The organism is Xanthomonas sp. NCPPB 3218 (assembly GCF_056725185.1).
This window is the reverse complement of sequence record NZ_CM161516.1, coordinates 391,449-404,575: the sequence shown is the minus strand read 5'-3', so window position 1 is coordinate 404,575 and position 13,127 is coordinate 391,449. Positions and strand designations below refer to the sequence as shown.

The window sequence follows — 13,127 nt, the reverse complement described above, 5'->3', positions numbered from 1 at the left end:
CAGGAGAGGGGCCTTGCTCCCTTCTTCCAGGAGAGAGAGGGGTTCAACCCACCACCGGCACCACCATCGCATCGATCTTCGCCGCCAGCGCCTGGATCGTCAGCAGCGCCGAGCGCGACAGCTGGCGCTGCGGGGCCACGCACAGCGCCAGCGTCATCGGCTTGGTCAGGTGGCGGCGGAACGGCACGAACGCCAGACGGCCGTCGGCCACATCCGGCGCGGCGTCCAGCCACGACATCAGGCCCACGCCGGCACCGGCGCGCACCAGCCCGCGCAGGGTGCGCACATCGTTGCAGTGGGTCAGCCGCTTCACGTCGATGTGCTGGCGTTGGTACAGCACCTTGGCATGCTCGCCGACGATCAGCGGGGCGGCCGGCAGCAGCAGGCGGTGTTCCAGCGTTTCGCTCAGCTGCAGCTCGGTGCGGGTGCTGAGCGGGTGGCCGACCGGCATCGCAATCCCCAACGGGATGTCGGCAAAGGCGCGCACCTCCAGGTCCACGCTGCTCACCGGGTCCAGCAGCAGGCCGATGTCCACATCGGCCGAGGTCACCATTTCCATCACCCGCTGGTTGCGCGCGGTGGACAGGTTGAAGGTGATGCCGGGGTACTCCTGCACCAGCGCCGCCACTGCCTCCGGCACCACGCCCTCGCTGAGCGCGTCGATCATGGCGATCTCCACATGCCCGCGGCGCAGCCCCTTGAGCTCGTCGAAGCGCTCCAGGGTGCGGGCGTAGGCCTTCTCCCAGCCGCGCACGTCCACCAGCAGCAGCTCGCCGGCGGCGGTCAGCCGCAGCCGGCCCGGCAGGCGCTCGAACAGCTGCGCACCCAGCTCTTCCTCGGCCTTGAGGATCTGCCGGTCGATCGCCGAGGCCGACACGTGCAGCACGTCGGAGGCCTTGCGGATGCTGCCGCAGCGGGCCACTTCGATGAAGTAACGGGTGAAGCGGGAAAAGGTCAGCATGCGGCGGGGCTCGGTTGGCGTTGCATTTTTTGCAATGGCTTGGCTGAAAATCGATGTTTGATAACACACCCCCGGCTTCCTAGAGTCAATCCGGCACCGCTCCCGCCCTACGCCAGAGACTGGACCCATGGATGTCGCCGTCCCCGCCCTGCCGCTGCACTGCACCTTCGAGGCCGCCGACTGGCAGCGCCTGGCCCAGCACTGGCACGCGGTGGCGCTGAGCAGCGAGGTCGGGCAGGCGCCGTTCAAGGCCACCCTGCTGGACGAGCCGCTGGTGCTGTACCGGCTGGGCGAGGAATTGGTGGCCGCGCGCGATGTCTGCCCGCACCGCGGCGTGCCGCTGAGCATGGGCACCGCCGATGGCGGCGGCGTGGTCTGCGCCTACCACGGGCTGCGCTTCGGTTCGGGCGGGCGCTGTAACCACATCCCCGCCAGCCCCAGCCAGAACATCCCGGCCAAGATGCGCCTGCACACCTACGCGGTGGCCGAGCGCTACGGGTTGATCTGGGTGTGCCTGGCCAAACCGGCTGGCGTCAGCGCGGCCGAGGTGCAGATTCCGCCGATGCCCGGCTGGGACGAGGACGGCTTCCAGCAGATCGTCTGCCCGGCCTTCGACATCGGCGGCAGTGCCGCGCGCCAGCTGGAGGGCTTCATCGACGTGGCGCATTTCGCCTTCGTGCACACCGCCACCTTTGCCCAGCCGGACAAGCGCGAGGTGCCGGCCTACACCACCACCGAGACGCCGACCGGCTTCAATGCCGACTACCTGAGCTCGGTGGCCAATTATTCGGTGGACATGCCGCTGCCGGACGTGGACCCGGATTTCCAGTGGCTGCGCCATTTCGAGGTGCATCTGCCGTTCACCGCCACCCTCACCATCCACTTCCCGGTGCCGGGCAAACGGCTGGTGATCATGAACGCGGCCAGTCCGGTGTCCAAGCACAAGACGCGCCTGCTGGTGCCGATCGCACGCAACTTCGACACCCATCTGCCGGTGGAGGACGTGCACGCCTTCAACCTGCGCGTGTTCGAGGAAGACCGCGCCATGGTCGAGGCACAGCGCCCGGAATACCTGCCGCTGGACCCGCTGCTGGAAGTGCATATCCCGGCCGACCGCAGTTCCATCGCCTATCGCCGTGGCCTGCGCAGCCAGGGCTATAGCGACTTCTTCCTGCGCTGACCGCCAAGGAGCACGCCATGCAGTTGCACGAGGTCCGCGTTGCCGAGGTCTTCGACCAGGGCCATCGCCAGCGCGCGATCCGGCTGGAGCCGGTCGGCGCGGAGTTGCCGGCCTTCGAGGCCGGCGCACATGTGGACCTGCATCTGCCCGACGGCATGATCCGCCAGTACTCGATCGCCAGCGCACCGCATGTGCGCGACCACTACCTGCTGTGCGTGAAGCTGGCCGACGCCTCGCGCGGCGGCTCGCGGCATCTGTGCGAGCAGCTGAGCACCGGCGACCGCCTGCGCATCTCCACACCACGCAACCTGTTTCCGCTGCATCCGGGCGAGCGCCACGTGCTGCTGGCCGCCGGCATCGGCATCACCCCGCTGCTGTCGATGGCCGAAGCGCTGGAAGCGCGTGGCGAACCCTTCGTGCTGCACTACTACGCGCGCCGGCACGCCGACGTGGCGTTCGGGCAGCGGCTGCAGCAGGGCTTCGCGCATGGCCAGGTACAGGTGCATCTGAGCGATGGCGGCGAAAGCCCGCGCGTGCATGTGCCCGAAGAATTGGGCCAGGCGCGTGCGCGCGACCAGTTGTACCTGTGCGGGCCGGCCGCCTTCATGGACCACTACACGCTGCTCGCCAGGGCGCACGGCTGGACGGCGGAGCAACTACACCGCGAACACTTCGCCGCCGCCGAGCCCGGCATCGCCCACGATGCCGACAGCGCCTTCGAAGTGGAGCTGGCCGCCAGCGGCCGCGTGGTGCAGGTGCCGGCCGGCTGCAGCATCGCCAGCGCCCTGCTGGACGCCGGCATCGAGGTGCCGCTGTCCTGCGAGCAGGGCATGTGCGGCGCCTGCCTGACCGGCGTCCTGGCGGGCACCCCCGATCACCGCGACAGTGTGCTCAGCGACAGCGAACACGCGCAGAACCGACAGATCACGTTGTGTTGTTCGCGTAGCCGCTCGCCGCGGCTGGTGCTGGATCTTTGAGGCGGCCTGTGTGTGGCAGATGCCTGTGCAGCGCTGCCGCGAGTGCGGCTATTCCCCCATGTCGATGGTCCTGCCAGTGCGATTGGTGAGCACTGCAGATGAGGATGCGTTGTGCCGCCGATCGTCATGACCTGCACGCCGCCGCAGTGCATCACCCGTACATCGCGTACCCGCTGTCGGAAACGGCCTGGTCGCTGCAGTGCGCTTGTCTGCGCTGCGCTGGTGTGCAGCGTCAGGCCCGGCATGCCGATGTGCAGGACGCTGCGGGAGATTCGCAAGCGACGAAGCAGCGCTTGTCGATCCGCAGGCATTGATGGTGGCGCGGTGCCTCATGTAGCACCAAGGAGCCTTGCAACCTCACCCAGGCGTCCGCCCACCAATACGAGCTTCAGCACCAGCAAAAAACCACTCCAGCGCTGGCCGTCCACCACGCATGCAGGGCATGCTTCGCATCTACCGGCGTGATTGCGCCATTGCCGTTCTTTCCGAGCTTTCCATCGCATGTCCATCGTTCATCGCAGTCTGATTGTGGCGCTATGCCTGTTGTTGCCCACCGCTGCACCGGCACGCAGCCAAGCCACCCCTGCACAGCAACGCGAGCAGCAGGTGGCGCAGCTGCTGCGCACCGCCGCCGATCAGCCTGCGCAGCTGCGTGCCTGGCTGCAGGCGATGCCCAAGGGCGGCGACCTGCATAACCATCTGTCCGGTTCGGTGTATGCCGAGGACTACCTGCAGTGGGCCAGCGAGGATGGCGCCTGCGTGCAGCTGGACGACCTGAGCCTGCGCGCGCCGCCGTGTGGCAACGGCCAGGAGCCGGCACGCGGCCTGGCAACGCGCAATGCCGCGCTGTATGGCCGGGTGGTGGATGCCTTGTCGATGCGCAAGTTCCTGCCCAGCCCGTCGCAACCCACCGGACACGGTCAGTTCTTCGGCACCTTCGGCAAGTTCGACGCGGTGGTGCGCGCGCGCGTTGCCGACACCGTGGCCGCGGTGCTGGAGCAGGCCGCACGCGACCGCGTGCCCTATGTGGAAATCATCGCCAATCCGCCGCAGATGGATCAGGCCGCAAAACAGATGCAGTCCTTGCCCTGGAAGGGCGACGACGACGCGGCCAACCTGCGCGCCTTGCAGGATGCCTTGCCGCCGCTGGTGCAGGCCGCACAACGCGCGCTTGCCGACACCGATGCCCAGGTGCGCCGCGTGCTGCACTGCGACCAGCCCGATGCACGTCCCGGCTGCCAGGTCACCTACCGCTACGTGCCTTACGTGCTGCGCGTGTTGCCGCAGCCGATGGTGTTCGGGCAGATGGCGCTGGCGCATGCGCTGATCGCCGCCGGCGGCAGCCGCGCGGTGGCGTTGAACATCGTCGCGCCCGAAGACAACCCGGTGGCGCTGGCCGATTACGCGCGGCACATGGCGATGTTCCGCTTCTTCGCCGCGCGCTATCCCGACGTGCCGCTGTCCCTGCATGCCGGCGAGCTGGCCCTGGGCCTAGTGCCGCCGGCGCAACTGCGCTCGCATATCCGCCAGGCGGTGGACGCCGGTGCGCGCCGCATCGGTCATGGCGTGGACCTGCCTTATGAAGACGACGCCGATGGCCTGCTGCAGCGCATGCGCCGCCAGCAGGTTGCGGTGGAGATCAACCTCACCAGCAACGATGTGATCCTCGGCGTCAAAGGCCCCGCACATCCGCTGGCGATGTATCTGCGCGCCGGCGTGCCGGTGGTGCTGTCCACCGACGATGCCGGCGTCTCCCGCGCGGACATGACCCACGAATATCAACGCGCGATGCAGGAACAGGGCATCGATTACCCCACCCTCAAACAGCTCGCCCGCAACGGCCTGACCTACAGCTTCCTGCCGGGCACCAGCCTGTGGGATGCCGACGGTAACGCTGCGCAGGCCTGCGCCACCGCGTTGCAGCGCGAAACCGATGATGCTGCCTGTCGCGCATTCCGCCAGGGCAGCGAGAAGGCACGGCTGCAATGGCAGCTGGAAACCGACTTGGCCCAGTACGAGCGCACGTTGTTGCAGGTAGGAGCGCGCCAGAGCGCGAATGGGCTTTACCGGTAACCCCCGTCGCGCGCAGGCACGCTCCTACCAACGCCCTTGATCCATCGCTGCTGCAATGCATTCAACCTTCCACGACAAAAACGCAATGACCGACCCGCACACCTCTTCATCCAGACGCCGCGTCATTCTCGAAGACGACATCGACGGCTTCACACCCGCGCAGCTGCTGCTGTTGCAGTCGCCCGAGGTCGAGGTGCTGGGCATCAGCGCGGTCAGCGGCAACATCTGGCGCGACGAAGTGCTGGCGCATAGCTGCCGCCTGCTGGAATTGGCCGGTCACCCCGACATCCCGGTGCTGCCCGGCCCGGTGCATCCGCTGCTCAACAGCGAACTGGCCACCGAGCGTTGGGAAGCGCTCTACGGCAAGCTGGTCTGGAAAGGTGCCTGGACCAGGCACTGGGTGGATGGCGACACCGTGCAAAGCGCGCCGCGTTATCACGCCCACGACGTGGTGCCCGACCTGCCGTTGGGCAATCCCAGCGTGGTGCGCGCGTCCGACGAGCCGGCCGCGTTGTTCATGCTGCGCATGGTGCGCCAGTATCCGGGCGAGGTGAGCATCATTGCCACCGGCCCGTTGACCAATCTGGCGCTTGCGCAGTCGCTGGATCCGGCCTTCGCCACGCTGGCGCGCGAGCTGGTCTACATGGGCGGCAGCCTCAACCCACGCCAGCAACGCAACAGCATCAGCGCGCAGCAGTTCGCACGCGAGTTCGTCAACTCGCCACGCCGCGAATTCAATATCCGCTGGGATCCGGAGGCGGCCAGCATCGTCATGCGCGCCCCCTGGCGCAGGATCACCATGGTGCCGGTGGATCCATCGACCGCGACCGAACTCACGCCCGACCTGCTGGCGCGCATGAGCGCGGCCGATACCAGCATCGGCCATGCCTTGCGCCGCCGCGAACCGGGTTTTCCGATGTGGGACGAACTGGCCACCGCGGTATGGCTGCGGCCCGAGCTGGCGACACGGACCGAGACGCTCTACGTCGATACCAACACCGCCTTCGATGCCGGCTACGGCGACATCCTGTCGTGGGCACCGGGGTACCAGCCGGGCCTGGGCGAGCAGGCGCAGACCGTGGTGCACGCGGTGGATATCGAAGCGTTCGAACAATTGCTGGTAGACCACCTCACCGCGCCGCAACCACCAGCAGTCGGCTCGCCGCTCCCCCCTCTCCCATCGGGAGAAGATGCTCGAGGCGCGGATGAGGCTGCGGCATCCCAATCCCGACTCCCAACGATCGAATCCCCGCTTTCAACCAGGTGACCCCATGCAACTCCCAGCGCAGTGGCAGGCCGGCATCGATCGCAATACCGAGGTCCTGCGTGGCCGCGCGCAGCTGCTCGCCAGCTTCAACGCGCCGCGCCCCGCCGCACCGGACACCACCACGCCGCGCGGGCTGATCGCCTCCATCGTCAGCACCACCCGCAGCCAGCCCACCTTGGCCGCACGCCTTGCCACGCAGACGCTCTCGCGCATCAACCAGGCCAACGACAGCCTGCGCGCGATCACCCGCCTGCTGCCCGCACGCGCCGCCGCCGATGCCGCGCGCGTGCAGGCCGCGCTGGCCGGCGGCAGCGACGGCGGTGCCTTGGCCGGCGTGCCGTTCGTGGTCAAGGATCTGTTCGACGTCGCCGGCCAGGTCACCACCGCTGGCGCGGTCATGCGCGCGCAGTGCGCGCCCGCCAGCCGCGATGCGGCCGTGGTGCAACGGCTGAGCGATGCCGGCGCGGTGCTGGTCGGCACCGCCAACATGGACGAATTCGCCTACGGCTTCGCCACCGTCAACGCGCACTACGGCACCACCGCCAACCCGCACGATCACCGCCATCTGGCCGGTGGCTCGTCGGGCGGCTCGGCCGCCGCGGTGGCCGCCGGGCTGGTGCCGTTCGCGCTGGGCTCGGACACCAACGGCTCCATCCGCGTCCCGGCCGCGCTATGCGGCGTGTATGGCCTGCGCCCCACGCACGGCGCGTTGCCGCTGGATGGCGTGTTCGGCTTCGTCGATGCGCTGGATGTGGTCGGCCCGTTTGCCAGCTCCATCGCCGACCTGCGCCGCGTCCATGAAGTCATGCTCGGTCGCCCATTGGCGTCGTGCAATGCCGGCAGCCTGCGCATCGCCCGGCTGGGCGGCTGGTTCCAGCGCAACCTGGATCCCGAGCTGGATGCCGGCCTCGGCACGTTGCTGACCGCCTGCAACAGCAACACCCTCATCGAATTACCCGAAGCAGAACGCGCCCGCGCCGCCGCCTTCGTGCTCACCGCTGCCGAGGGCAGCCACCGCCATCGCGCCGGCCTGAGCACGCAGGCCGAGCGGTTCGACCCGGCCACCCGCGACCGCCTGCTCGCCGGCCTGCAACTGCCCGCCAGCGCGGTGGCCGATGCGCACCGCTTCGCGCAATGGTTTGGCGCCGCCATGCAGCGCCTCTGGGACGAGGTGGATGTGTTGATCGCCCCGGCCACACCCTGCGTGGCGCCGCGCATCGACCAGGACACCATCCAGATCGACGGCCTGCCGGTGTCCGCACGCGCCAACCTGGGAATCTTCACCCAGCCGCTCGGCCTGGCCGCCTGCCCGGTGCTGGCCGCGCCGTTGCCGCGCCCCGGTCGCCTGCCGTTGGGCGTGCAGCTGATTGCCGCACCCGGCCGCGAAGACCGCCTGTTCGCGCTCGCCGCGCAACTCGAACGCGACGGCCTGCTCGCCTTCAGCCCACCGGCGGAGACACGCTGATGCTGCACACCTTGCGCGCACGCCGCGGCATGGTCGTGGCCCCGCACCATCTGGCCGCACAGGCCGGGCGCGATGTGCTGCGCGACGGCGGCAATGCCATCGAAGCGGCCGTCGCCACTGCCGCCTGCCTGGCCGTGGTCTACCCGCACATGACCGGTATCGGGGGCGACGGCTTCTGGCTGATCCACGATCCCGACGGCCGCGTGCACGCCATCGACGCCTGCGGCCGTGCCGCACAGGCTGCAACACTGGAGTTCTATCGCGGCCACAGCAGCATTCCGTGGCGCGGCCCGGGCGCGGCCAATACCGTCGCCGGCACCGTCTCAGGCTGGGCGCTTGCCCTGCAGCACGCAGGCGGCAGCCTGTCGCTGCAGCGCTTGTTGCAGGACGCCATCCACCACGTCAGCGCCGGCGTGCCGGTGACGTTGGGCGGCGCGCACATCGCCACCAGCAAGGGTGCCGAACTGCGCGTGCAACCCGGTGCCTACGCGGACATCTTCGAACCCCACGGCACGCCGCTGCACGAAGGCGCACTGCTGTATCAGGCGCAGCTCGCACACACCCTGCAACGGCTGGCCGACCAGGGCCTGGACAGTTTCTATCGCGGCGCACTGGCCGACGACATCGCCGCCGACCTGCAGGCGCTCGGCAGCCCGCTGCGCGCGCACGATCTTGCTAGCCACCACGCCGACGCCAGCGTACCGCTCTCGGTCGCCATCCACGGTGCACGCCTCTACAACCACGCACCGCCCACGCAAGGCCTGGCCTCGCTGCTGATCCTTGCCCTGTTCGATCGCCTGCAGGTCGCACAGCCCGACAGCTATGCGCACCTCCACGGCCTGATCGAAGCCAGCAAACAGGCCTTCCTGATCCGCGACGCACACCTCGGCGACCCCGACTGGATGACGCTGGACGCACAGGCGCTGCTCGATGACAGTGGCGCACTCGATGCGCTCGCTGCACGCATCGACATGCACAGCGCGCTGCCCTGGCCGCAGCCCTCGCAGGCCGGCGACACCGTCTGGTTCGGTGCCATCGACGCGCACGGCCGCGCGGTCAGTTGCATCCAGTCCACCTATTTCGAATTCGGCTCTGGCCTGGTGCTGCCGCGCACCGGCATCACCTGGCAAAACCGCGGCTGCAGTTTCCGCCTTGCCCCCGACGGCTGGAACGCACTCGCCCCGGGCCGCAAACCCTTCCACACCCTCAACCCGGCGCTGGCCACCTTCGACGACGGCCGCGTCATGGCCTACGGCACCATGGGTGGCGAAGGCCAGCCACAAACCCAGGCGGCGATCTTCTCCCGCTACGCGCGTTTCGGCGTGTCGCTGCAACAGGCCATCACCGCACCACGCTGGCTGTTGGGACGCACCTGGGGCGAAGAGAGCACGTCACTCAAGCTGGAAGACCGCTTCGATCCGCCACTGGTGCAGGCACTGCGCGATGCCGGGCATGCGGTGGACCTGTTGCCCGCCTACAGCTCGGTGATGGGACACGCAGGCGCGCTGGTGCGCGAGGCCGATGGCGTGATCAGCGGAGCAAGCGATCCGCGATCCGATGGTGCGGTGGCTGGGTGGTGATGGTTGGGGCGTGATGATGCTTGCTGCGCCTGCGTGGTGACGGGCAGACATCCCTGCCCGCCAATCAGGCGATCGGGTCAGAGCGTGCTTGCACGCCAGCACCGGCTAGCGCGCAGGACCGAGACTGCAGCCAGTTGCAGGCCGACAAGGTGAACATGTCATAGACTCTGGGCATGCTCTCCAAGGCGACGATGGCGGACTCAACCACGCCGTTCACCGGAAAGGACGTACCTGCTTTCTTGGGCATGCATGGCGATGGGTAAGCTACGTCGCCGTGCTTATTTCGACAGACGCATCAACCCTTCCACCAAGGAGAGCCATATGACAGAGCAAGAAGACAACCAACCCAGCCTGGAAGACGTCAAGCTGGCATTCGACGGCCAGAGCCTGGATTGGTATCTGCAGAAGCTGGTCGCAACCGTCAACAGCTCGAACGTGCAGTTCGGCATCACGCTGTTTGTCGAGGGCATCATCGTGTCCGGCCAGCTGGTCAGCGGCAAGCAGTACTTTGAGGCGTTTGCGCAGGAATTCTCTGCCGCCTATCCCGGCGATGCCGAGGAAAAAGAGGATATCCGTCGTGCGTTTGCCAGCCACGCCAGCATCTACGACACCGAGGAAGATGCGCAGCAAAGCAGCCGGCCGCCGCAGTTCATTCACCTGATCGACTCGCGTTGCTTCTCGCCCGGCGGCCAGCCCCTGCCCAGCAACCGTGGTGTGCTCTGGCGCGGCAAGGTCAATGCCGTGTCCGGCTTCACCCTGGGATCGCTGTCGGCCGATTGAGCCTGACAAGTTCCGCGTTGGTGTGAGGTGCTCGTCATCTCACATCGGACTGTTGGAGATAACGCCAGGAGTCCGCCACGACGGCACAACAGCCACACGCGCTTGCGCTTGCTGACAACGGTGCGCTCGCCAACGTCTTCCGTTGTCTCTCGCATCAGACCGGCGCTGCTCGATGGCAGCAGCACCGGCCATGCGGCAATACCTACGCAGACACCTTGGGTGTGCGCCGCGAGAGGGAGCCAAGCACTGCCTCTGGCGTCGTTGCGTGGCACGGGCCGACGTCCGCGCAATGCGCGCCGCATCGTGCGATCGCCATCCCTCACGGCTGTAAGCGATCGCCACGCCCTGCAACCAGTGACGAGGCCAGCAGCAACACGCTGGCACCGACAAAGGTGGCGCCGATCGACACATGATCCAGCAGCACGCCGCCTGCGGCCCCGCCCAGCATGATGGAGAGCTGGATTGCGGCAACCATCAGGCCGCCGCCGCTCTCCGGTGCGTCCTTGACGCAGCGGCTCAACCAGGTGGACCAGGCCACCGGCATCGCCGCGTTGAGCGTGCCCCAGGCAATCATCGCCACGGCCACGGCCCACAGCAGGTGACCGGCCAGCAGCATGCCGATGGTCGCCACACCCAGCGCGACCGGCAGCACGCTGAGCAGGGTGAACAAGCGCTTCGGCACCAACGCGGTGGCGGCATAGGTACCGACGAATCCGGCCAGGCCCAGGCCGAGCAGCAGCAACGACAGTTGCGACACATCGACCTGCGCAACGGTTTCCAGAAACGGGCGGAAGTAGGTGAATGCAGAAAACGCACCGGCAAACCCGAGCATCACCGCGAGCATGGCGCGCGCCACATAGCGACGCTTCAACAAGGTCACGATGCCGCTCAGCGAAGTTGTGCCCTGCGCAGGCATCGATGGCAGGCTGCGCCATTGCCAGGCGATGGTCAGCGCAACCAACGGCAACATGCCCCAGAACACCCCGCGCCAGCCGATGGTGGCGCCCAGATAGCTGCCCAATGGCGCGGCGAATGCAGCAGCGACTGCGTTACCGATAAACACGATGCCCAACGCCTTGGGCACCGCATGCTCGGGCATGATGCGCATCACCGTGGCGGTGGACAATGCCCAGAAGCCGCCGATGGTGATGCCGAGCAGCGCACGCGCCACCATCAACATGCCGAAGCTATGCGCATTGGCGATCAACAGCAGCGACAACAGCATCACCCCGGTCAGGGCAATCAGCACATGGCGCCGGTTGAAGCGCGACGACAGCGGTGCGATCAGCAGGCTGGCGACCACCGCGAACAGGCCGGAGATCGAGATCGCCTGGCCGGCCATGCCGGCACTGGCGTGCAGATCGGCGGCGATCGGCGTGAGCAGGCTGACCGGCATGAACTCGGAGGCGATCAGCAGCGCAACGCAGAGCGACATCGAGCCGACCGCGCTCCAGGTCTGGCGGGTTGCGGCGGGTGCGGCGCGCGAGGATGGATCGGTAGCGAGCGAACTGGCTTGCATGTGGGGCCTTTGTGCGAAGTGGAATGCGAGACGAACGCCACGCCGCAAGCGCGCTGACGCCGCGCTCGATCGCGAACCTGGTGTTCGGAGGGGATGCGCCACAGGCAGCGATGCACTGCATCGACCTGTCAGCGCAGCGACGCACGACGGGCGCAATGCAGCAACGGGCGTTGCGGCTCGGGCGTGTGCGTGTCTGGATGTGCTGCAGCTTACGCAGGCCGTGAACAGCGATAAAGATGGCGGATGCGCACGGGCTTATGAAGCCCGCTCATCAACCACTTGCCTGCGTCGAGCACCTCTGCCTGGCGCGGACCCTCAACCCTTGTAGCGCAGCGCATCCACGACGAGGTTGAAGGCGGACGAGGAATGGCGGCGGCTGGGATAGAACGCGTGCAAGCCCGGCCAGGCCGGCGACCAGTCCTTCATCACCCAGCGCAGCCGTCCGGCCTTGATATGCGGGCGCGCCAGATCCTCCTGCACGAACGCGATGCCGAAGCCGTCCACCGCCGCGTCCAGCGCTTCGTAGGTGCCGTTGAAGGTCAGCTGGCCATCCACGCGCACGATGACTTCGCGGCCGTCCTTTTCCAGCTCCCAGGCGTAGATGCCACCGGCGGTCTTCATGCGCAGGTTGATGCAGCTGTGCGCGGTGAGGTCCTGCGGCGTCTTGGGGATGGGCCGACGCGCGAAATAGGACGGCGCGGCGACGATGGCCATGCGCATGTCCGGTGCGATGCGCGCGGCGATCATGTCCTTTTCCACCTGGTCGCCCAGCCGCACACCCAGGTCGTAACGGTCGGCAACGATGTCGGTCAGGCCGTTGTCGACCACGATCTCGACCTTGATCTCCGGGTAGTCGCGCAGCAGCCTGGACAGCTTGGGCCACAGGATCGCGCGCGCGGCGTAGTCGGTGGCGGTGATGCGCACGGTGCCTGCGGGCGTGTCGCGCATTTCGCCGAGCGCAGACAGCGCCTCCTCGATTTCGGCAAAGCGCGGCGCCACCGTCTGGATCAGCCGCTCGCCGGCTTCGGTGGGCGCCACGCTGCGCGTGGTGCGGGTCAGCAGGCGCAGACCCAGCGTCGCTTCCAGCCCGCGGATGGTGTGACTCAGCGCCGACTGCGAAACGCCCAGCTTGGCGGCAGCGCGGGTAAAGCTGCCCTCGCGAACGATGGCGATCAGCGCCAGCAGGTCCTTGAAGTTGTCGCGCGCCATTGGTGAATCTCTTTCATGGAATCCACATGACTGTAGCAGCCGGTGAAAAAGGAATCCCAAAGCCCCGCTCTTGCGGGAGAGGGGTTGGGGTGAGGGTACGGCTGCTCAGCTATCTC

General features: G+C 67.7%; 10 protein-coding genes. 7 read left to right on the top strand and 3 right to left on the bottom strand.

Features of this window, described 5'->3' with window-relative positions; all coding sequences use genetic code 11:
* Positions 1-43: 43 nt before the first annotated feature.
* On the bottom strand, positions 44-961 hold the full coding sequence (locus AC1PLS_RS01755) for a LysR family transcriptional regulator (RefSeq protein ID WP_016901444.1): 918 nt from the start codon (positions 959-961) through the stop codon (positions 44-46).
* Between the two features lie 127 nt (positions 962-1,088).
* Between AC1PLS_RS01755 and AC1PLS_RS01750 the strand changes: the two genes are divergently transcribed.
* The 7 genes from AC1PLS_RS01750 (at position 1,089) to gvpU (ending at position 10,283) form a co-directional block, all read left to right on the top strand.
* Positions 1,089-2,141, top strand: coding sequence for an aromatic ring-hydroxylating oxygenase subunit alpha (locus AC1PLS_RS01750; RefSeq protein ID WP_039511158.1), 1,053 nt, complete (start codon positions 1,089-1,091; stop codon positions 2,139-2,141).
* A 17-nt stretch (positions 2,142-2,158) separates the two neighbouring features.
* A complete protein-coding gene (locus AC1PLS_RS01745; RefSeq protein ID WP_481104137.1) occupies positions 2,159-3,118 on the top strand; it encodes a PDR/VanB family oxidoreductase in 960 nt (319 codons plus the stop codon).
* A gap of 501 nt (positions 3,119-3,619) precedes the next feature.
* Positions 3,620-5,191: an adenosine deaminase family protein gene (locus tag AC1PLS_RS01740; protein ID WP_481104136.1), complete on the top strand. Its 1,572-nt coding sequence runs from the start codon at positions 3,620-3,622 to the stop codon at positions 5,189-5,191.
* A gap of 85 nt (positions 5,192-5,276) precedes the next feature.
* Positions 5,277-6,458: a nucleoside hydrolase gene (locus AC1PLS_RS01735; RefSeq protein ID WP_481104135.1), complete on the top strand. Its 1,182-nt coding sequence runs from the start codon at positions 5,277-5,279 to the stop codon at positions 6,456-6,458.
* A 4-nt stretch (positions 6,459-6,462) separates the two neighbouring features.
* Entirely contained in the window at positions 6,463-7,923 is a 1,461-nt protein-coding gene (locus AC1PLS_RS01730; RefSeq protein ID WP_481104134.1) for an AtzE family amidohydrolase, read from the top strand.
* A complete protein-coding gene (locus tag AC1PLS_RS01725; RefSeq protein ID WP_481104133.1) occupies positions 7,923-9,503 on the top strand; it encodes a gamma-glutamyltransferase family protein in 1,581 nt (526 codons plus the stop codon). Before AC1PLS_RS01730 ends, AC1PLS_RS01725 begins: the two co-directional genes overlap by 1 nt.
* A gap of 321 nt (positions 9,504-9,824) precedes the next feature.
* Entirely contained in the window at positions 9,825-10,283 is a 459-nt protein-coding gene (gene gvpU / locus AC1PLS_RS01720) for a gas vesicle accessory protein GvpU (protein ID WP_024939820.1), read from the top strand.
* A gap of 319 nt (positions 10,284-10,602) precedes the next feature.
* On the opposite strand, the gene AC1PLS_RS01715 is transcribed toward gvpU, so the two are convergent.
* Together AC1PLS_RS01715 and AC1PLS_RS01710 are read right to left on the bottom strand one after the other, a co-directional pair.
* On the bottom strand, positions 10,603-11,802 hold the full coding sequence (locus AC1PLS_RS01715) for an MFS transporter (RefSeq protein ID WP_481104132.1): 1,200 nt from the start codon (positions 11,800-11,802) through the stop codon (positions 10,603-10,605).
* Between the two features lie 315 nt (positions 11,803-12,117).
* Positions 12,118-13,011, bottom strand: a complete 894-nt coding sequence (locus AC1PLS_RS01710; RefSeq protein ID WP_481104131.1) for a LysR family transcriptional regulator — start codon at positions 13,009-13,011, stop codon at positions 12,118-12,120.
* Between the last annotated feature and the right edge of the window lie 116 nt (positions 13,012-13,127).

What these genes read in the sequence shown, in the direction of transcription:
- AC1PLS_RS01740 (WP_481104136.1), top strand. Translation starts at nt 3,620, where the DNA reads ATGTCCATCGTTCATCGCAGTCTGATTGTGGCGCTATGCCTGTTGTTG.
- AC1PLS_RS01725 (WP_481104133.1), top strand. Translation starts at nt 7,923, where the DNA reads ATGCTGCACACCTTGCGCGCACGCCGCGGCATGGTCGTGGCCCCGCAC.
- AC1PLS_RS01735 (WP_481104135.1), top strand. Translation starts at nt 5,277, where the DNA reads ATGACCGACCCGCACACCTCTTCATCCAGACGCCGCGTCATTCTCGAA.
- AC1PLS_RS01710 (WP_481104131.1), bottom strand. Translation starts at nt 13,011, where the DNA reads ATGGCGCGCGACAACTTCAAGGACCTGCTGGCGCTGATCGCCATCGTT.
- AC1PLS_RS01755 (WP_016901444.1), bottom strand. Translation starts at nt 961, where the DNA reads ATGCTGACCTTTTCCCGCTTCACCCGTTACTTCATCGAAGTGGCCCGC.
- AC1PLS_RS01730 (WP_481104134.1), top strand. Translation starts at nt 6,463, where the DNA reads ATGCAACTCCCAGCGCAGTGGCAGGCCGGCATCGATCGCAATACCGAG.
- AC1PLS_RS01715 (WP_481104132.1), bottom strand. Translation starts at nt 11,802, where the DNA reads ATGCAAGCCAGTTCGCTCGCTACCGATCCATCCTCGCGCGCCGCACCC.
- AC1PLS_RS01745 (WP_481104137.1), top strand. Translation starts at nt 2,159, where the DNA reads ATGCAGTTGCACGAGGTCCGCGTTGCCGAGGTCTTCGACCAGGGCCAT.
- AC1PLS_RS01750 (WP_039511158.1), top strand. Translation starts at nt 1,089, where the DNA reads ATGGATGTCGCCGTCCCCGCCCTGCCGCTGCACTGCACCTTCGAGGCC.
- gvpU (WP_024939820.1), top strand. Translation starts at nt 9,825, where the DNA reads ATGACAGAGCAAGAAGACAACCAACCCAGCCTGGAAGACGTCAAGCTG.